This is a genomic window from Photorhabdus antumapuensis (assembly GCF_020387775.1).
Taxonomy (GTDB): Bacteria; Pseudomonadota; Gammaproteobacteria; order Enterobacterales; family Enterobacteriaceae; genus Photorhabdus; species Photorhabdus antumapuensis.
In genome coordinates, this window is sequence record NZ_JAHZMK010000007.1 from 67,016 (window position 1) to 86,870 (window position 19,855).

The 19,855-nt window shown below is 43.5% G+C and carries 15 protein-coding genes and 1 pseudogene; 7 read left to right on the forward strand and 9 right to left on the reverse strand.

Annotation, left to right across the window (positions count from 1 at the left end; genetic code table 11):
- Window positions 1-146 precede the first annotated feature (146 nt).
- From kdpF to kdpE, 6 genes are read left to right on the forward strand one after another with little or no spacing between them, the layout of a single operon-like run.
- Entirely contained in the window at window positions 147-236 is a 90-nt protein-coding gene (kdpF, locus tag KZ793_RS00880) for a K(+)-transporting ATPase subunit F (protein WP_113043623.1), read from the forward strand.
- On the forward strand, window positions 237-1,943 hold the full coding sequence (gene kdpA / locus KZ793_RS00885; protein ID WP_225812708.1) for a potassium-transporting ATPase subunit KdpA: 1,707 nt from the start codon (window positions 237-239) through the stop codon (window positions 1,941-1,943).
- A gap of 20 nt (window positions 1,944-1,963) precedes the next feature.
- Window positions 1,964-4,030 carry a potassium-transporting ATPase subunit KdpB gene (kdpB, locus tag KZ793_RS00890; RefSeq protein WP_225812709.1) on the forward strand — a complete coding sequence of 689 codons (2,067 nt, stop codon included), beginning with the start codon at window positions 1,964-1,966 and terminating at the stop codon, window positions 4,028-4,030.
- An 11-nt stretch (window positions 4,031-4,041) separates the two neighbouring features.
- The gene (gene kdpC, locus KZ793_RS00895; protein ID WP_225812710.1) at window positions 4,042-4,629 is read left to right on the forward strand and encodes a potassium-transporting ATPase subunit KdpC; all 588 of its coding nucleotides are present in this window, start codon (window positions 4,042-4,044) and stop codon (window positions 4,627-4,629) included.
- A gap of 2 nt (window positions 4,630-4,631) precedes the next feature.
- Window positions 4,632-7,325, forward strand: coding sequence for a two-component system sensor histidine kinase KdpD (gene kdpD, locus KZ793_RS00900; RefSeq protein WP_225812711.1), 2,694 nt, complete (start codon window positions 4,632-4,634; stop codon window positions 7,323-7,325).
- Complete coding sequence (gene kdpE / locus KZ793_RS00905) at window positions 7,322-8,014, forward strand: two-component system response regulator KdpE (RefSeq protein ID WP_225812712.1); 693 nt, start codon at window positions 7,322-7,324, stop codon at window positions 8,012-8,014. Before kdpD ends, kdpE begins: the two co-directional genes overlap by 4 nt.
- A 377-nt stretch (window positions 8,015-8,391) precedes the next feature.
- Here the strand turns inward: kdpE and KZ793_RS00910 are convergent, their stop codons facing one another.
- The gene (locus KZ793_RS00910) at window positions 8,392-9,264 is read right to left on the reverse strand and encodes a phage tail protein (RefSeq protein WP_225812713.1); all 873 of its coding nucleotides are present in this window, start codon (window positions 9,262-9,264) and stop codon (window positions 8,392-8,394) included.
- A gap of 810 nt (window positions 9,265-10,074) precedes the next feature.
- Between KZ793_RS00910 and KZ793_RS00915 the strand changes: the two are divergent.
- Window positions 10,075-10,194, forward strand: a pseudogene (locus KZ793_RS00915) (IS4 family transposase); the annotation flags it as partial.
- Between the two features lie 48 nt (window positions 10,195-10,242).
- Here KZ793_RS00915 and KZ793_RS00920 read toward each other — a convergent pair.
- The 8 genes from KZ793_RS00920 to KZ793_RS00955 form a co-directional block, all read right to left on the reverse strand.
- Window positions 10,243-10,560: a hypothetical protein gene (locus KZ793_RS00920; RefSeq protein ID WP_225812714.1), complete on the reverse strand. Its 318-nt coding sequence runs from the start codon at window positions 10,558-10,560 to the stop codon at window positions 10,243-10,245.
- Between the two features lie 486 nt (window positions 10,561-11,046).
- A complete protein-coding gene (locus KZ793_RS00925; protein WP_225812715.1) occupies window positions 11,047-12,438 on the reverse strand; it encodes an aldehyde dehydrogenase family protein in 1,392 nt (463 codons plus the stop codon).
- Complete coding sequence (locus KZ793_RS00930; protein WP_225812717.1) at window positions 12,438-13,493, reverse strand: AMP-binding protein; 1,056 nt, start codon at window positions 13,491-13,493, stop codon at window positions 12,438-12,440. The genes KZ793_RS00925 and KZ793_RS00930 overlap by 1 nt, the downstream gene beginning before the upstream one ends.
- Window positions 13,494-14,025: 532 nt before the next feature.
- Window positions 14,026-14,364, reverse strand: a complete 339-nt coding sequence (gene glnB / locus KZ793_RS00935) for a nitrogen regulatory protein P-II (RefSeq protein ID WP_011147501.1) — start codon at window positions 14,362-14,364, stop codon at window positions 14,026-14,028.
- 15 nt (window positions 14,365-14,379) lie between these two features.
- Entirely contained in the window at window positions 14,380-16,002 is a 1,623-nt protein-coding gene (locus KZ793_RS00940; protein ID WP_225812718.1) for an NAD+ synthase, read from the reverse strand.
- Window positions 16,003-16,068: 66 nt separating this feature from the next.
- On the reverse strand, window positions 16,069-17,406 hold the full coding sequence (glrR, locus tag KZ793_RS00945; RefSeq protein WP_225812719.1) for a two-component system response regulator GlrR: 1,338 nt from the start codon (window positions 17,404-17,406) through the stop codon (window positions 16,069-16,071).
- Window positions 17,403-18,248 (reverse strand): two-component system QseEF-associated lipoprotein QseG, encoded by an 846-nt coding sequence (gene qseG / locus KZ793_RS00950; protein WP_225812721.1) that lies wholly within the window; start codon window positions 18,246-18,248, stop codon window positions 17,403-17,405. The genes glrR and qseG overlap by 4 nt, the downstream gene beginning before the upstream one ends.
- Before the next feature lie 3 nt (window positions 18,249-18,251).
- Window positions 18,252-19,691: a sensor histidine kinase gene (locus KZ793_RS00955; RefSeq protein WP_225812816.1), complete on the reverse strand. Its 1,440-nt coding sequence runs from the start codon at window positions 19,689-19,691 to the stop codon at window positions 18,252-18,254.
- Between the last annotated feature and the right edge of the window lie 164 nt (window positions 19,692-19,855).

The window sequence follows — 19,855 nt, forward strand, 5'->3', positions numbered from 1 at the left end:
AAAGCAGCCAACAAAGCAGCAGTTTGAAAGATGAAGGGTATAATTGTCATTTTTATATTTTTTTTACACATTCATTCACTCTTTTATCAGCTTCTTTGCATCTCCTTCCCTAATCTTTATCTATCCAAGTTTTCAGGAGATAAGCAGTGAACATATTCTTCATTTCCGGCGCGTTATTAGTAGCTCTGTTACTGGTTTATCTGATTTATGCGCTACTCCATGCGGAGGATTTTTAAATGGCCGCATCCGCTTTTTTATTGATCACCAGTTTCTTATTGATTTTGATGGTACTGGCAAAACCACTCGGAAACATTATCGCCAACATGATCGACGGTAATATTCCGCGCGGGCTGACTAAAGCAGAATCTGGCCTTTGGCGTTGCTGTGGTTTACAGAAACCCGGCGGCACAGTTAAAGAAATGAACTGGTGGCAATACGCATTAGCTATCATTATTTTTAATCTGACCGGACTATTACTGCTATTAACGCTCTTAGTCACACAACAAGCCCTCCCCCTTAATCCCGAACATTTCCCAGGACTCAAATGGGACCTGGCGCTGAATACAGCAATCAGCTTTATCACCAATACGGATTGGCAGGCATACAGTGGAGAAAACACACTAAGCTACCTTAGCCAAATGACAGGTCTAACCGTGCAGAACTTTCTTTCCGCAGCGACCGGTATTGCGGTGGCATTTGCGTTGATACGCGCATTTTCCCGTCATAGTGTCAACACCGTAGGAAACGCCTGGGTTGATATCACACGTATCACACTTTATTTGCTATTACCGCTGTCTATAGTTATCGCGCTAGTTTTTGTCAGTCAGGGAGTGATTCAGAATTTCGAACCCTATCAATTAGCTCATACCATTGAAGGCCAACCGCAATTGATCCCGATGGGGCCCGTCGCTTCACAGGAAACCATCAAATTATTGGGCACCAATGGGGGTGGATTCTTTGGTGCTAACTCATCACACCCCTTTGAAAATCCAACCGCTATCAGCAACTTCATTCAAATACTGTCTATCTTCTTGATCCCTTGTGCACTCTGTTTTGCCTTTGGGCAAGTGGTTGGTGATAACCGTCAGGGGCATGTTTTATTGTGGGCAATGAGTATCATCTTTGTCGTTGCCACCGTAGGCGTCATGTATGCCGAACTGAAAGGGAATCCCCATTTCAGTCTGTTAGGTGCCAACAGTAATATCAATATGGAAGGTAAAGAGAATCGCTTTGGCATCCTCGCAACCTCAATTTATGCCGTCGTCACAACCGCCGCTTCCTGTGGGGCAGTCAACGCTATGCATGATTCTTTTACTGCTCTTGGCGGCATGATCCCAATGTGGTTGATACAAACTGGCGAAGTGGTGTTTGGCGGTGTGGGTTCTGGTTTATATGGTATGTTACTGTTCGTTCTGCTGACCGTTTTTATCGCCGGTTTAATGATAGGCCGTGCGCCTGAATATCTCGGTAAAAAAATCGAAGTATTCGAGATGAAAATGGTGGCACTGGCGATTCTGGTTACCCCTACACTGGCTCTTTTAGGAACAGCCCTTACCATATCCACCACCAGTGGACGTGCCGGTATTCTGAACCCCGGCGCTCACGGTTTCAGTGAAGTGCTCTATGCCCTCTCCTCTGCTGCCAACAATAATGGCAGTGCTTTCGCGGGCCTCAGTACCAACAGCATGTTCTACAACCTGTTGCTAGCCATCATCCTATTTTTGGGTCGCTTTGGCATGATCCTGCCAGTACTTGCTATTGCCGGTTCTTTGGTCGTAAAAAAACGCCAGCCTGCCAGCAACGGTACACTCCCCACCTATGGCCCACTGTTTATCAGTCTATTGATTTTGACCATCATGCTAATCGGTGCGTTGACTTTTATTCCGGCTCTGATCCTTGGCCCGGTAATTGAACATTTACAAATCTGGCTAATGGCCCGGTAAGCGCCAAAGAGAGGAATACCATGACCAACAAGCAACAGACATTATTCGAGCCCGTTTTGATTCGTAATGCCCTGATTGATTCAGTCAAAAAATGTCATCCGGCTGCACAATGGCGTAACCCAGTGATGTTTGTCGTCTATCTAGGCAGTGGGTTAACCACCATTTTATGGATTGCCATGTTAGCGGGTCAATTTAAGGGAAATGCATTGTTCACCGGTAGCATTGCCTTATGGCTGTGGTTTACTGTGTTATTCGCTAACTGTGCCGAAGCGCTGGCAGAAGGCAGAAGCAAAGCTCAGGCGGCCAGCCTTAAAGGGGTAAGAAAAACCAGTTGGGCAACTAAGCTCACTTCAACCAAACGTAATGGTTCCAGAGAAAAAGTCCCTTCTGACAGCCTACGCAAAGGGGACATCGTCATTATTGAAGCAGGTGAAACTATCCCTTGCGATGGTGAAGTTATCGAAGGTGGCGCTTCTGTTGACGAAAGTGCAATCACCGGAGAATCTGCCCCAGTTATCCGCGAATCTGGCGGTGATTTTTCCTCTGTGACTGGCGGCACCCATGTACTATCTGACTGGCTGGTGGTCGAATGTTCAGTTAATCCCGGTGAAACTTTTCTTGACCGCATGATTTCAATGGTGGAAGGGGCTAAACGTCGTAAAACCCCAAACGAGATCGCACTGACTATCCTGTTGACGGCTCTGACAATTATCTTTCTATTGGTGTGTGTCACCCTGCTACCATTTTCAATATTCAGCGTGGAGATTAACCATTCTGGCCAACCTATCACTGTCACGGTATTGATAGCGTTATTAGTCTGTCTTATTCCTACCACCATTGGCGGTTTACTTTCTGCCATCGGTGTCGCAGGCATGAGCCGCATGTTAAGCGCGAATGTTATTGCCACCAGCGGACGAGCCGTTGAAGCAGCGGGTGATGTGGATGTGCTGCTACTGGATAAAACGGGGACCATCACTTTGGGAAATCGCCAAGCCTCTCAGTTTCTGCCCGTACCGGGCATAACAGAACAGCGGTTGGCAGATGCCGCCCAACTCTCTTCTTTAGCCGATGAAACACCAGAAGGCCGCAGCATTGTCATTCTGGCAAAACAGCGATTCAATCTGCGTGAACGTGATCTGCGCTCACTGAACGCAACTTTTGTACCTTTCTCTGCCATGACTCGAATGAGTGGTGTTAATGTAGAAAACCGCATGATCCGCAAAGGCGCTGTCGATGCCATCCGCCGCCATATTGAAGTCAATCACGGAAAATTCCCAGAAGCAGTGGAAATTTTGGTACAGACAGTGGCACGTAAAGGGGGTACCCCGCTGGTTGTCGCAGAAAATCAACAGGTACTGGGAGTTGTCGCACTAAAAGACATCGTAAAAGGCGGCATTAAAGAGCGGTTCAGTGAAATGCGCCGTATGGGAATCAAGACCGTTATGATTACCGGCGATAACCGTCTGACCGCAGCTGCGATTGCCGCAGAAGCCGGGGTAGATGATTTTCTGGCGGAAGCTACCCCTGAAGCCAAACTAGCCCTGATCCGCCAATATCAATCCGAAGGGCGTCTGGTCGCCATGACAGGTGATGGCACTAACGATGCTCCTGCTCTTGCTCAGGCCGATGTTGCCGTTGCTATGAATTCAGGCACTCAAGCAGCCAAAGAAGCAGGCAATATGGTGGATCTGGATTCCAACCCAACCAAACTGATTGAAGTTGTCCATATCGGTAAACAGATGCTGATGACACGGGGCTCGCTGACCACATTCAGTATCGCCAATGATATCGCAAAATATTTTGCCATTATCCCGGCGGCGTTTGCCGTCACTTACCCACAATTAAATGTCTTGAATATCATGCACCTGCACTCGCCTACTTCGGCGGTTTTATCGACAGTTATCTTTAATGCACTGATTATTGTTTTCTTGATCCCACTAGCTCTAAAAGGCGTGAGCTACCGACCCATGAATGCATTGTCACTTTTACGCCGCAACCTGTGGATTTATGGTCTGGGTGGTCTGATAGCGCCTTTCATCGGCATCAAACTGATAGATATGTTGCTGACTTTGCTGATACTTCAATAAAGGTGATGAAAATGATTTGGTTACGTTCCTCTGTTGTGTTGTTGATATTTCTGACACTGATTACCGGCGTAGCTTATCCATTGCTGGCAACAGGTTTGTCAGAACTGATGTTCCCTTATCAAGCACAAGGCTCAATGGTAAAACAAGATGGTCAAACCGTTGGCTCTGAACTGATTGGTCAACCCTTCACTAAAGCGATCTATTTTCAGGGGCGCCCTTCTGCTACCGTAGATTATCCCTATAACACGCTGTCCTCTGGCGGCAGCAATTTAGCGGCTTCCAACCCGATATTGGATGATGAAATCAAACGCAGAGTTGAGCAACTGCGTCAATTTAACCGTCAATCAGACATTCCTGTGCCGGTTGATCTGGTCACCGCATCCGCTAGCGGCCTTGATCCTCACATTTCACCCGCAGCCGCTGACTTTCAAGCACAAAGAGTCGCTGATGCACGCCATTTACCCGTTAAAGTGATAAAACAATTAATCAGGGATAATATTGAGCCACCACCATCGGAATTCCTCGGTGAGCCAGTGATTAATGTGTTAAAACTTAATCTTGCCCTTGATCATTTGCAAAAGAAAAAACAGAAAGGCTGAACATGGATCAACACGAACCACAACGCCCTGACCCGGATGAATTACTGACACTGGTTAACGAGAAACAGCGCGGTAAATTAAAAATATTTTTCGGTGCCTGCGCTGGTGTGGGAAAAACCTATGCCATGTTGCAGGAAGCGCAAAGATTGCGTGCTCAAGGGCTGGATGTGGTTATCGGCGTAGTAGAAACCCATGAGCGGCAAGGAACAGCCGCTTTACTTGATGGTCTGCCGCAACTGCCACTGAAACAGATCTACTACCGACGACGCAGAATCAGCGTCTTTGATCTTGATGCCGCCATTGCCCGCCACCCGGCGATCATCTTGATGGATGAGTTGGCATTCAGTAATCCTCACACCAGCCGTCACCCCAAACGCTGGCAGGACGTTGAAGAACTACTTGAGGCTGGCATAGATGTACTGACTACCATCAACGTTCAGCATCTGGAAAGCCTCAATGATGTTGTGGGGGATATTACCGGTATCCGGGTCAGGGAAACCATCCCAGATCATATCTTTGATCAGGCGAATGAAATTGTCTTAGTTGATCTGCCCCCAGATGATCTGCGCCAGCGGCTCAATGAAGGTAAGGTATATATTCCTAGCCAAGCAGAACGTGCTATTGAAAACTTTTTTCGCAAAGGTAATTTGATTGCATTGCGAGAGCTCGCTTTGCGCCGGACAGCTGATCGCGTTGATGATCAAATGCGGGCTTTCCGCGACACACAAGGGCATGAACCCGTCTGGCATACCCGTGATAATCTCCTACTATGCATTGGTAACAGCTCAGGTAATGAAAAGCTCATCCGCACTGCCGCTCGCCTTGCGGCCCGATTAGGCTGTATCTGGCATGCAATCTATGTTGAAACCCCAAAACTGTACCAATTACCCGAAGGTAAACGGCGCACTATTTTAAAAGCACTCAGATTAGCGCATGAATTGGGAGCTGAAACCGCGACACTTTCCGATCCAAGCAAAGAAAAAGCCGTATTACGTTATGCCAGAGAACATAACCTCGGCAAAATTCTGATAGGCCGTCGCTGTACATCCAAACAGAAGTTATTTGGCTGGCAATGGCGTCCAGGTTTTGCTGACCGACTGGGGAAACTAGGGCCAGATTTGGATCTGGTCATTGTCGCATTAGAAGAACGCAGCCACTGGGATAAAGAACAAGACAATCGCTCTGTAAGTGAAAAATGGCGAGTACAGATTCAGGGCTGCCTGATCGCTATTGTGCTCTGTACCCTTATCACCTTGTTCTCCCGAACATTCTTGCTGACCCTTGATAAAGCCAATCTTGTCACGCTTTATCTGCTTGGCGTCGTCATCATTGCGCTATTTTACGGACGCCGACCATCAATCTTTGCCGCTTTTATTAATGTCATTAGTTTCGATATCTTCTTTGTACAGCCTCATTGGTCTCTTGCTGTTACCGATATGCAGTATCTGCTGACTTTTAGTGTCATGCTGATCGTGGGTGTGGTCGTTGGAAACTTAACAGCGGGAATGAGATATCAAGCGCGAATTGCCCGTTACCGCGAACAACGAACCCGCAATCTCTATGAAATGACCCGTGAACTAAGCCGGGCGCTAAATGAAGAAGATATTGCCCGTACCAGCTACCATTTTCTTGCCAATAGTTTTCAGGCTAAAACCGGCCTCTTTTTACCCAACGACGATGGCAATTTATATCAACTGACGACCAATAATGGCGGTCATATGCTGATTGATGATGCCATTGCAAAATGGAGTTTTGATAAAAATCTGCCGGCCGGAGCGGGAACAGATACCCTACCCAGTGTACCTTACCAACTACAGCCTATCGCTACACCTTCTCAGACACTGGCTGTATTGGCTATTGAGCCATCCTATTTGCGCCAATTACTGATCCCTGAACAACAGCGATTGCTGCAAACATTTACCGGCCTGATCGCCAATGCACTGGAAAGATTGCAACTCTCACGCCGGGCAGAATCCGCTAAACTGGATACAGAAAGGGAACAGTTACGTAACTCGCTTCTGGCGGCCCTGTCTCATGATTTACGTACACCGCTGACAGTCCTGTTCGGACAAGCAGAAATCCTGATGTTGGATTTATCGGCCGAAGGCTCTCCACATACCAAACAGGTGAATCAGATCCGCCAACAAATTCTCAGCACTTCCCGTTTGGTCAATAACTTACTGGACATGGCGCGTATCCAATCGGGAGGAATTCAGCTCAATCTGGAATGGCAATCGCTAGAAGAGATCGTCGGCAGTACCTTACGTTCACTGGAATATGCACTCAATCGTCACCCAGTCGCGGTTTCCCTGCCATCCGATTTACTGTTGCATTGTGATGCCAGTTTACTGGAACGGGTATTTATCAACCTGTTGGAAAACGCAATTAAATATACTGATGAGCAAACACCACTGGGCATTAAAGCGACAACAGAAAAAAATCAAATTCGTATTGAAGTTTGGGATGCAGGTAAAGGCATTCCACCGGAGCAAGAACAGTTAATTTTCGATAAATTCTCCCGCGCTCGTAAAGAATCTGCCATTCCGGGCGTGGGCCTTGGATTGGCAATTTGCCGGGCAATTATTGACATTCACAAAGGAAAGATTTGGGCGACCAATAACGAAAAGGGTGGAGCAAGTTTTCACTTTGTTCTACCGTTAGAGAAACCACCAGAAATTATTACTGAGGAGATGTGATTATTACCAACAATAACACTATTTTGATTATTGAAGATGAAAAAGAGATCCGACGCTTTGTCCGGCTAGCGTTGGAAGGTGAAGGCTATCGCGTATTTGACAGTGATACGCTGAAACGGGGCCTGATTGAAGCAGGAACTCGTAAGCCTGATTTAATTATTCTTGATTTAGGCTTGCCGGATGGTGACGGTATCAACCTGATCCGTGATCTGCGCCAATGGAGCTCAATTCCCGTTATTGTTCTCTCTGCCCGCGATAAAGAAGCGGATAAAGTTGCGGCATTGGATGTCGGCGCTGATGACTACCTGAGTAAACCTTTTGGCATCAGTGAACTGTTGGCAAGAGTCCGAGTTGCTTTACGCCGTTTTGCCAGAACCAATAAAGAAGAATCGATCATCCATTTTTCTGATGTAGTTGTCGATCTGGTTAACCGCCGAATTACCAAAAACGATGAAGAACTGCATCTCACCCCGATTGAATTCCGGTTACTAGGTGAATTATTAGCGAATAGCGGCAAAGTACTCACCCAACGCCAATTACTCAATCAAGTTTGGGGCCCTAATTATGTTGAACATAACCATTATTTACGGATTTATATGGGGCATCTGCGGCAAAAATTGGAAACCGACCCAACCAGACCAAAACATTTACTGACTGAAACCGGCATTGGTTATCGGTTTATGCCATGACTTGCTCCCGCGGCTAAGTCACAAGATTCTTATTGCAGCAACCCACATGTGAAATATCACAAATCTGTATTTATCGCGTTTTTCGGCTAACATTAGCTGCAATTTACTGGTGCTCAAACTCATTATGAAGATACGGTGAGATCGCGGAGTGAGAATATTTTGAATTAATAAAGGGGAAATAAATTCCCCATATTACCAACATACCAACAACACCCCTATTCGGCTGATAAGGTTGTTTATTCTTCCCAACAATCGAAACAACCGCAGCTTTACCGCCGACAGCGCCACCAATACCGGCAGATTCTACTGCTTCTTTGGCTATGCCACTACAGCCACTACAGCCACTACAGCCACTACAGCCACTACAGCCACTAGAATTATGCTGCCCTTACGATGTAGTTAAATGCTACGTTGCGGGGCCTATTTTCGTGAGCGGTTGGGACTTGTCTTGATGCATCAATGTCAAAATATGTAAGATCAGTACTACTGCCGCCATTTGCTGAACGTGTATCTGCCGTAGCATATCGCGACGATGCCATGACCCCACTCAAAATAGGCGTCTGGGGAGCACCGCCCATCTGAGCATGTATAACTTGAGTTGACCCTGTAATATTTCTGATTGCATCTCCCTGCCAAGATAAAAGCCCACGACCACCATCAACACCTCGATTATCATCCCATCCGCGGATAAATTCTCCTCTTAAATCAGGTAATCTACCGCCAGGATAAGCCTCCGCTAACTTCGGATACTGTAATTTATTAAAAGGTGAGCCATTACAAATGAAATAACCGAAAGGTGGATGGGGTAACGGCCAAGGAATAGGAGAACCCACAGGTATATTAATCTCTTCACGTAATGAATTTATTACCTCCTGAACAAGCTTTTGTGTAGCCGCCAATGTGTCACTATTGCCAATCACATTTGTAAGCTGAACAACACCTTTTTGTGTTAATGAAGCACTGGGAATATCTGTTGTAATTTTTTGCTCTATCGCTTTATTTAATTGATCGGTAAGTTTGGCTACATTTCCATCATCCAGAACATCATTGCCAGATCCCGTCGCGATAAAATCAGCGACGACAGATGATATGGTTGACGATTGACGTAACACCTTATTTAACAAGTGTGTGGGAACATTCTCCGGAGAAAATCCTGTCTGCAAACCCTGGTTTTGTTCATATTTTTCTTGGCTAATGACATTTGCATTATTGCTAATAGAAAAAGCCTTAAAATCATTCTTGTGACTCATATACTTTCCTTAAATTAAATAATGTTATTTTATAATCAACATATTGAATTGTTGTAGAAATAGTCTCCTGCAATTCATGCCAATCAAAGTCTAGTCCAGGGAAAAGAGAATACTGTGTTCTTATTAATTATAAGGTTAACCGTTTTTGTATCATTGGCAGTAATAAGCAGTTCAATATTTTCGAGTCGGAAATATATCCCCAAATTTATATTTAATATCTGGAAACTATTTTTCTTTTATTTCTATTTCATCCTATAACTTTTTCTGTTTTAAATTCCAAACTGAATATCCTGGCATTTGGACAAGAATATCTAAACAACCGTGTTCTGGAATTTCATCGGGTTCTCCATATTAATAAAACACACGCTCGCTATCCTCATTAATACAATTAAATCGTTAGTCCTAAAAAATATCAAATAATATCATTTCATAGAAAACATATTAAAATATTTATTACAAAGATAATTTTTCGCGATTCACACAAATAACAGCCTAGTTCATAAAAATAGCAATGGAGTATTCTTATTATTTATAATGTTAACCGTTTTTTTATTGTTATTAGCAATAATTAATTCAACACTTTGGAATCTAAAATATATCAAAAATTTATATTTAACATACATAAATTATTTTTCTCTTATTTTATTGTTGTCACTATTAATACTAGGCTGGGCCCCGAAATAGATTAAAATAAGATAATCATCTGGCTCTCTCTTTCCGGAAAATCATGTTATGGCTCGTTACGATCTTCCTGTAGCCGCAGAATGCAGATAGAGCAGAATTTTCAGGATGACAAAATGAGCGGTTTGATATCATGCTGAAAATAAAGGATTATATCTGAGATATAAAGCCAATAGTCTTAAATTCAGACCGATTATCTCACATTTGATATTAGCAGAGAATATCTTGCGACACTCTCCGCTAATTTTAAGCTAAGCCTTTTTATATAGTTAACTCTTAAGTCCCATTTGGGTGTAATTACAAGAGAGGATTATTATTCGACCCAACCTCCACTTCAATTTCTGCGTTTAAATAACTGGCGAGATTGGTGGCTGTAACTTTATAGTAGTAAATAAGGTTAGGAGGCGGTATAAGTATTTCACTTCTGCCGGGGTAGATCTCTATAGAATTATACAGAGTATAATTTCCAACTAAGGATGCCCAATAGCCACTCACTTTAACTAGCGCTAAGCTAACGTTTTTTATCGTTATATGAGATTGATGAGCAGGAACTAATATACTGCCATTCTTATAAATATCAATAGTCTGATTAGGGTTTATATATACTCGTGCCATTTTATTGTTTCCTTATTATTACGGTTATTTGACTGTCTATATAGCAGATGACTTTATCGGTAAAATTTAAATTAGCATTTACTCCGAACAGTTAAATATTGAACTTTATCAGTGACGTAAAAATAATAAGATAACCTGATAGTCATATCAGTATTAAATGATTAGTAGATAGAATGTTTTCTGGAATACATTAAATCTCATCATTAAAATTAGTCAGGTTAATTATGAGCTATACATTGGTATCCTTTGGGAAATAAAATAATGATGAATATCGTCTAGACGTTTAATTTTAAAATAATAGATATATTTTATTTTGACATATTTTTAATTTCAAAAAATTGGGTTACTCATTATTACTTAATAAAGCACCGCACTATAAGTCATTCATGGCGCGGTATTTGTATATACCCTTCATCTTTCAGTGTGGATCAATTCAGTCACTGGTCTTTGGCATAGATTTATATCGTCATATTTTCCTTTATCATTTCAAATAAGCCAATTCTTCTGAATACGAACCCCTCGGCTATGCATCAAAAATTCTGACAAATATCCATCATGCGGTACAAGCGGTGCCATCCAGGTTGTCGGAATATCTCCTACATAAACATTACTGATGGTCGTATCACTAAGAATAGCGTCCAGAATTTCTGGCTTTTTCGAAAATACAGTGACAACTAACGAATCTGATAGCATTTGTGAACTCTTCAAACGGTCATAAGGTGCAACAGTGACACATGGAAATGGCAGTTCGCGTTGAATTAAAGGATCTATTGGATTATCGACAACAGTAATGTAAGGTCTAAGGGTATATCCTGATGATGTTTGCTCACCAAACAGCCGAAGGTCTTCATTCTTTTCAGGATAAAGCGACTTCTGTAATAAAGCCGTGGTATTCGATGACCCTAATGGAAATACCTCTTCGGCATTCATCTGATTAAACGCTTCCAATAAACGTTTACCAAAATCAACAGGGTCCCCTTCTACTAATACCGCGCTGGCAGAAACACATGCAGCACCACCAAGAGAAGTAACCGATTGTGCAACAAGTGAAACCGCTTCATCAATATTGACATCTGAACCCACCACAATTTTCGAATGCCCCGGTCCTTGTATTAAAACTTTAGGATTCGAATGATATTTATTAACGACATCTTGCCCGCCATAAATAATAGACAGGTCTGCCGCAAAAACTATTTCGTCAGCACCTTGATGATCTGTTGGTATCAGAGCAACGTAGTTTCCGAGTCCAGCCTGCGTCAGCGAAGAAACTAATCGTTGAGCTGTGAATGGTTCACGAACAGAAGGCTTAACTAAAATTCGATACCCAAAAGCAAGGGCTTGTGGCCATAAAGCATGTGCTCCCGGCCCATTGCCACCCGTCAGAACAGCCAGCACATCCGCTCGTCGGCTGAATAAAGCACATCCTTCCGCAACTCTGTTATCATCCACATCCCAAACAGCACCATGTGGCATGGAGGCTTTGATTATCTCAGGCATCATCATAAGCACTTCTGACGTTTCCATCAGTGACCTTTCGATAATGCCCGCTGGCAGCCCAATGACACGGTGTGTCAATTGCACATATTCTGCCGGAGAAAGTCCGGCAACATTCTCACTGGAATAAATTTTTGCAGCCTTCTTCATTGCTGCATGAATTTCATCCAATCTCAGTTGGGGTGCAATTCTCATCTTGCGAACAATTTCACAAATATAAACTGGAGGGGCTATCGCAGTTTCTCCAACCACTTTATCTAACACGTTGGTAACAGCCGCACGCCGACGTGTAACATAAGATTCTCCCAGTGCGAGAGCCTCCACCTGTTGTAATTTGTTCTCCATTGCTGTTTTTACGTCAGGCTTCACACTATCGATTAGCATTAATAGACCCCTTCTATTACCGCCTGACCAGAAATCTCCTCAACAGGACGCACCAACGTAACGGAAGCTCCTGGGTAATCATCTATCCTTGGCATCCTCATCGCCGTATCACGCTCCAAAATATTAGGAAATAAAGCAAACTTGTTGATGTAGTTCATTACAACCCGACCTCGTTCCCCAAAAGGAACCGGTTTTTGCGTCAGTGGATCGATAACTTCAAACAGGACGTTAGGAGCAAAGCTGTCAAAGATAGGTGACCCTTCAAAATCCTGATTATCTCTTGATTTAGATTCGCCCAATATCATTGTACTGCCATAACTGGCTGTTATTTTGACATCAGGAAAAACTGAGGATTGCAAAAATGCCTGTGTATCTGGGTCCATGTGAGTTCCACCCCAGGCAATAAGGTCCAAAGTCTTATTCAAATGACTGACCAACTCCACTCTCCTAACCATTCGCTCTAAAAGTGGCGGCGTGACAATTAAGTAACTAATATTTTGTGTATTAATAATATCTTCAGCCTGATCAATAATATGCTCGCAATAGGACTCCATCCCGGCAAGATCACCTTGTTGGATCATCTTTTTAACCCAACGTGGATCTAAATCTACAGTGAAGAAATGTCCGCCATTAGCGCGAGCACGAAGACGGCTTATTGCTCCGATAACATGAGGCCCAGAAGGGACTAGCGCCAAAGTATTCTTTATTGCACCTTTATTAACGATATCACCCACGCGCCAAGCGACAAGCTGCTCTAGCCATTCTTCAAATACGACAACTCGCTTAGGGCGTCCTGTCGTTCCCCCGCTTTCAAATACACCGGCAATCACAGCATCTTTCAAACCGCGTGGCACTAAACTTTCAATAGGAATATCCCGAAGTTCATCAGCAATATCAGGAAATAGCATTAAATCAGAGAAAGTACGTACATCTTTCAATGGATCAAAATCTAATGTTTTATGTTTTTCGAGCCAAAATGGCGATCCTGTTTCAGGTGAAAAATGCCAATTCATAATTTGAGATAAGTGAATGTCAAAGCTATGAAAATCGATCATATATATCTCCACATTATTAAACGAAATTTACAGATACTACTGATCAGCCTAAAAAAGATAATCAATTTAAATAATTGGTAAAACGCTTGATTCTCTTTCTATATCTGGGAAAAAAGAAATTATACAACATACAATTTTAATCGGTTTTTTAAAGATAGCCTCAAATTCTTACAATAAATATAGATTGAAAATAGTAAAGTCAAAGATTGCTAATTGATTTTAAAACACATTAGCCGTTGAAAAAACATTATCACTCGTATTAATCGTGATACTTAACTTTAAAAAGATAAATTTCTTTATCGAAACTGTATATAACCAACCTGAAAGTAATTGATTTATATGATTGTATTTCTAAACAATCATTTAATTATCCATATCATTCATTATCGCTGATTAATATATTTATTTAATTTTTATATTATATCATCAGACTTTTTACTCTATTTTAAATATCCTTTATATCAGCTAATACTTTGATTTTATAGAGGGTGGCCTTTCATCTGCCTGTTACCACCCCCCAAAGTTGAATTATCTAAATCGCCTCTTCGTCCTGTTCACCGGTACGAATACGCACAACACGGGCAACATCGAATACAAAGATTTTACCATCACCAATTTTCCCGGTCTGTGCCGTCTGCATAATGGTTTCAACACAGGTATCGACAATATCATCTGGCACGACAATTTCGATTTTCACTTTTGGCAGAAAATCCACCATATATTCTGCACCGCGATACAGCTCGGTATGACCTTTCTGGCGCCCAAAACCTTTCACCTCGGTTACCGTCATTCCGGTGATACCCACTTCCGCCAGAGCTTCACGCACATCATCTAGTTTGAAAGGTTTGATAATCGCATCAATCTTTTTCATGAAGTTTTCCTGTTGTTACCAGTTTTTACGGCCGAAACCAGAGGTAATCGGGTAGCGTCTGTCTTTACCAAAATTACGGGGCGTAATACGCGGCCCCACCGGAGCCTGACGACGTTTATATTCGTTAATATCAACCAAACGAACCACTTTACGTACAATCTGTTCATCAAACCCTGCCGCCACCAGCTCATCAACCGACTTATCCTGTTCCACATAACCTTCCAGAATATCATCCAGAATGTCATAAGGCGGTAAACTGTCCTGATCAAGCTGTCCAGGCGCCAATTCTGCCGATGGCGGACGATCAATGACTCTTTGAGGTATCGCCGGCGAAACGGTATTACGATATTTTGCTAATTCAAATACCAATGTTTTCGGTACATCTTTCAACGCATTAAAACCACCCGCCATATCCCCATACAATGTGGAATATCCCACCGCTGATTCACTCTTATTACTGGTCGTCAGCACGAGACGATGGCGTTTATTAGACATCGCCATCAGAATAACGGCACGGCAACGCGCCTGTAAATTCTCTTCGGTGGTATCTTTGGTCGTACCGGCAAACAGAGGTTCAAATTGTGCCATGAATGCATCAAACATCGGTTCGATCGACACCACATTAAACTCAACACCCAACATATCAGCTTGTTGTTTAGCATCTTCTATACTCATTTCAGATGTATAGCGGAATGGCATCATAACAGCCTGAACATGATCTTTACCCAATGCATCAACAGCAATTGCCAACGTTAAGCCTGAGTCAATCCCCCCAGATAAGCCTAACAACACGCCTTGAAAGCCATTTTTGCGAACGTAATCATGTACTGAAAGGACTAATGCCTGATATACCTGCTGCAATGGCGGTAATTCAGGTGCCGGATTAACCATAGGTTCAATCTTTAATTCATTAAAGCGGCATTGTTGGATTTGTTCATTAAATGCGGCTAACCGATGAGTCATTTCACCACTTGCATTAAAAACTTTAGAACAGCCATCGAAAATCAGCTCATCCTGACCACCAATCTGATTAAGGTAAATCATCGGTAAATCTGTACGCTGGCAATGTTCTTTAATTAATTCATAACGAATATAAGGCTTTTCACGATTATATGGAGAAGCATTGATAGAAAGAATTAAATCCGCACCGGCCTGTTTCAAAGTATCAACCGGTTCGTTAAACCATAAATCTTCACAAATTAGCAGCCCAAGGTTATATCCCTTGAATGGCACCACGCAGCTTTGATCGCCTGCTTTGAAATAGCGTTTTTCATCGAAAACGCCATAATTCGGCAACCGCTGTTTAAAATAACGGGCCAGGATTTCCCCTTGCCAGAATAAGGAAAGCGCGTTGTAAATTTCCCCATCCTGCTCCCAAGGGTGACCAACCAGAATAGCGGTTTGGCAACTGGCAGCTTGTAAACGTGTAAGCTGCTCGCAACAACGCTGATGAAAATCAGCGCGGAATAATAGATCTTCTGGAGAATAACCGGATAGCGCCAGTTCAGAAAATATCACCAAATCAGCGTTTTGTTGCTGTTGTTCCTGCACTGTTTGCAACATACGTTCGCAGTTGCCTTCAATGTCACCAATCACCCAATTAAGCTGTGCGAGGGTAATATTAAGAGTACGGCTCATACAATTTGGCTCTCCCGGGCCATCAATTTTTATACCAGTGTAAAAACTTCCTGAGTAGCAGAAAAGTTATTCTTTAAAATCACTCGCATCTAATTCATTACGCGCCAGTAATTTGTAGAATTCAGTCCGGTTACGCCCCGCCATACGCGCAGCATGAGTCACATTACCTTTGGTCATTTGCAATAACTTACGCAAGTAATTCAGCTCAAATTGATTTCTGGCTTCGGCAAAAGTGGGTAACGCCGTGTTTTCCCCTTCCAGCGCCTGTGTAACCAGCGCTTCACTAATAACCGGTGCGGTAGTCAACGCGACGCATTGCTCGATTACGTTCACAAGCTGGCGCACATTTCCCGGCCAACTTGCCGCCATCAAACATTTCATTGCATCGGCAGAGAAACTACGGACAAAAGGTTTATGGCGCTTCGCTGATTCACGCAACAGATGGTTCGCCAATAAAGGAATATCTTCAACCCTGCCATTCAAAGCAGGAATTTTCAAGTTAACAACATTCAGGCGGTAATAGAGATCTTCACGGAATTCATTTTTTGCCATTGCCTTCGGCAAATCACGGTGAGTCGCTGAGATAATCCGTACATCAATATCCAGATCACGGTTATTTCCTAACGGGCGTATTTTACGCTCCTGCAATACCCGCAATAATTTAACCTGCAAAGCCAGCGGCATATCACCAATTTCATCAAGAAACAGCGTCCCCCCCTGTGCAGCAAGAAACAACCCTTCACGACTGCTAACCGCACCGGTAAATGCCCCTTTGGCATGACCAAACAGTTCTGATTCAAGCAGTTGTTCCGGCAAAGCACCACAGTTAATCGCGATAAATGGTTTTTTCGCCCGTGGACTGGCGCGGTGAATTGCCTGGGCTAACACTTCCTTCCCGGTACCACTCTGGCCGTTTATCAGTACACTGACATCAGATTGAGCAACCATTCGCGCCTGCTCCAACAAGCGCAACATAGCAGGACTGCGGGTGACTATCTGCTCCCGCCACTGTTCATCACTGGCGGGCGTGGATAACGCCAGTGCGCCATCAATCGCTTTATAAAGCGCATCCCGATCAACCGGTTTAGTCAGAAAACTAAAGACGCCTTGCTGAGTTGCCGCTACTGCGTCCGGAATGGAGCCATGAGCCGTCAGAATAATGACCGGCATACCCGGTTGCTGCTTCTGGATTTCAGCAAACAGCGCCATACCATCCATTTCATCCATACGCAAATCGCTGATCACCAAATCGATCTTTTCTTTCGCTAACAGTTTCAGTGCTTCACAGCCACTTTCTGCGGTTGTGACACGAAAACCTTCGCTAGTAAGACGCATTCCCAACAATTTCAACAAACCAGGATCGTCATCAACCAGAAGAAGATGGGCTGGCTTACGCGCTGTCATTGTGCTGCTCCTTTATCTGATTCAGAGGTATTGTTTGACGTACTGTTTTTGTTAGGTAATGTCGTGGTCACTGGCGTTTCAACATGTTTATCCGAATTGCCTGATCCAACACTCCCCTGATTTTGTTTACGGGAAGAGAGCTGACGTTCAATGTCTGTCAGGTTTTCCAGTTTACGAGAAGTTTGCTGTAGCTCAAATTCCAACCGTGAGCAACTTTCTCGCAGACGATCAAGTTTATTATCCGTATCTGCCTGTAATTTTTGGAATTTTGCCCGCTCCTCAGCAACTGCAATTTGCTGAACCTGCTGTTCGCGCCATAACTGTAATAACGGTCGCAACGGGTCTGGGAATTTCAACCGGTATTTGTTGAAGTTTTCAATTATTTTCCGACGCTCAGACAACGTAGGCCCGGCACTGTCAAGTAAAATACTTTGTTTAAAAGCCATATCCCAAGTAATCGGGAGCGTGTATTTCGCCATATTACGTGCTTTCGCTGATGTCAGACGATCTGAACAATCCATCAGTCGCAGCCAGTAAAGCGCATTCTCAATCGATGACGGCGTCTCTAAATCCCACATTAACTCACACTCGGCAATATGGTAATCCGTCACCCGTTGCTCTGGTATTACCATTTGCGTAACTGTCGCTAAATTATTATTAACCGGATTTTTAACGCAACCCGCCAATAAAAAAACGACGAAGATCAGCAGCATCATGCCAAAACCCCAAACTGAAACTCGTGGTAATAACAATCTGGCAACCAACACGTTTTTCCCAAGTTGTACTGCAATATTCTGCCGATCCGTCTTTTGTACAAAACGGTAAATAGACCTGTTATGCATTATTTATTCATTCTCAGCAGCTAATGGCAATTTAATACGGAAACATACGTCAGCAAATTCGCTCTGAATTAATATCAGTTCGCCCCCCATACGCTTAATACAATCCTGCGCAATACTTAGCCCAAGACCGCTACCTTTCACTGCACCTTTACGCTGGAGCGTTCCCTGATAGAACGGTTCAAAAATCATACTGCGTTCTGATTCAGGGATTGGCGTACCTGTATTAGCAACATTAATTTGAACATATTTGCCGATCTGACGACTTGAAACCCAGATGTTACCGGATTCGGCGCCATAGTGCACCGCATTAGAGTAGAGATTATCAATAACCCGCATTAATAGCGTAGGCTCTGCCCATAAAATATCAGCATCAAGCTGGATTTCCGTCTGAATATTTTTCGATCTCGCAGGTAAACTGTGTGATAAAACCACCTCATTAACAATTTCCCGCAGAGAAACCTGCTGTTGCTCCGTCGGGCCATCCGCCAGTTTACGGTTATAATCCAATAATTGCTCGATCAATTGCTGTAAATGTTTACTACTATTATCAAGAATAGCAACCACTTCTTGCTGATCAGCCGTTAATGGCCCGGCCACTTCATCAGCCAGTAATTCTGTCCCTTCCCGCATACTTGCCAGCGGTGTTTTCAGTTCATGAGAAATATGACGCAAAAACTCATGGCGTTGTGATTCCAACCAGGCCAAGCGTTCACTGAGCCAGATAATTCGTTGCGCCAAAGAGCGGAGTTCTCGCGGCCCCTGAAAAGAATCTATGCGAACGCCCAATGATTGCCCTTCTCCCAATCGGTTAATCATGCGTTCAATCCCTTTAACCGGCCCGATAATCATGCGAGTAAATAACGCGACCAATAACGCACTCAGTAGAAATAAAATAAGACTCTGCCAGCCAAAAAATTGCCCTTTTTCAGCAATATCTCCCTGTAATTGTTCTCCACGGCTGAAAATAATATCACGGGTAGCCTGTACCATCTGGCTATTAGCATCGGAAAATTGCTCAAGTAATTGAGCGGCAGGTTGGGTAGGTTCACTATTGAGACAAGCGATTTTTGTTAACTGCGACAGCAAATCATTAAGCATCTTAATATACTGTTGATCATCAAGTATAACCATCTGATCTTTCAGCATCTTAAGGTACTGTTGATACTGCCTTTGGTAAAGGTTTTCCAGCGTCTTATCCCCTAACACGCAATATTGGCGGTAACTGCGCTCCATCTCCAACGCAATACCTGTCATAGCCTCACTGCGGCGGGCATCCGCGAGTGTGGTACGGTTTATATCAGCCGCTTGCTCACTGAGTTGATCAAGACTCTGATAAGCCTGATAAGCCAAAACCAATAACGGCAATAACACTAGCCAGAAGGCCATGACAACTAATTGGCGCAATGAGCGCGGAAATAAACGCCATTTTTTCAAGGAAATCATCTCGTAACCTGTCAGTACACCAATGCTAACCGACAAAGGGCAGATAGAAAAACCCATCGGCTGATAAATTCTGCTATGACCGAAAATCAGTGCAAGATGCAAACAGTACAAAGGGGCAGGTAAACACCTGAGCGATGACGGCGGGATAATAGTTTTTTACTATC

Bases quoted from the DNA above. Each gene is read 5' to 3' on its own strand.
- kdpA (WP_225812708.1), top strand. From the start codon at position 237: ATGGCCGCATCCGCTTTTTTATTGATCACCAGTTTCTTATTGATTTTG.
- kdpB (WP_225812709.1), top strand. From the start codon at position 1,964: ATGACCAACAAGCAACAGACATTATTCGAGCCCGTTTTGATTCGTAAT.
- kdpC (WP_225812710.1), top strand. From the start codon at position 4,042: ATGATTTGGTTACGTTCCTCTGTTGTGTTGTTGATATTTCTGACACTG.
- kdpD (WP_225812711.1), top strand. From the start codon at position 4,632: ATGGATCAACACGAACCACAACGCCCTGACCCGGATGAATTACTGACA.
- KZ793_RS00910 (WP_225812713.1), bottom strand. From the start codon at position 9,264: ATGAGTCACAAGAATGATTTTAAGGCTTTTTCTATTAGCAATAATGCA.
- KZ793_RS00920 (WP_225812714.1), bottom strand. From the start codon at position 10,560: ATGGCACGAGTATATATAAACCCTAATCAGACTATTGATATTTATAAG.
- KZ793_RS00925 (WP_225812715.1), bottom strand. From the start codon at position 12,438: ATGCTAATCGATAGTGTGAAGCCTGACGTAAAAACAGCAATGGAGAAC.
- KZ793_RS00930 (WP_225812717.1), bottom strand. From the start codon at position 13,493: ATGATCGATTTTCATAGCTTTGACATTCACTTATCTCAAATTATGAAT.
- glnB (WP_011147501.1), bottom strand. From the start codon at position 14,364: ATGAAAAAGATTGATGCGATTATCAAACCTTTCAAACTAGATGATGTG.
- KZ793_RS00940 (WP_225812718.1), bottom strand. From the start codon at position 16,002: ATGAGCCGTACTCTTAATATTACCCTCGCACAGCTTAATTGGGTGATT.
- glrR (WP_225812719.1), bottom strand. From the start codon at position 17,406: ATGACAGCGCGTAAGCCAGCCCATCTTCTTCTGGTTGATGACGATCCT.
- qseG (WP_225812721.1), bottom strand. From the start codon at position 18,248: ATGCATAACAGGTCTATTTACCGTTTTGTACAAAAGACGGATCGGCAG.
- KZ793_RS00955 (WP_225812816.1), bottom strand. From the start codon at position 19,691: ATGATTTCCTTGAAAAAATGGCGTTTATTTCCGCGCTCATTGCGCCAA.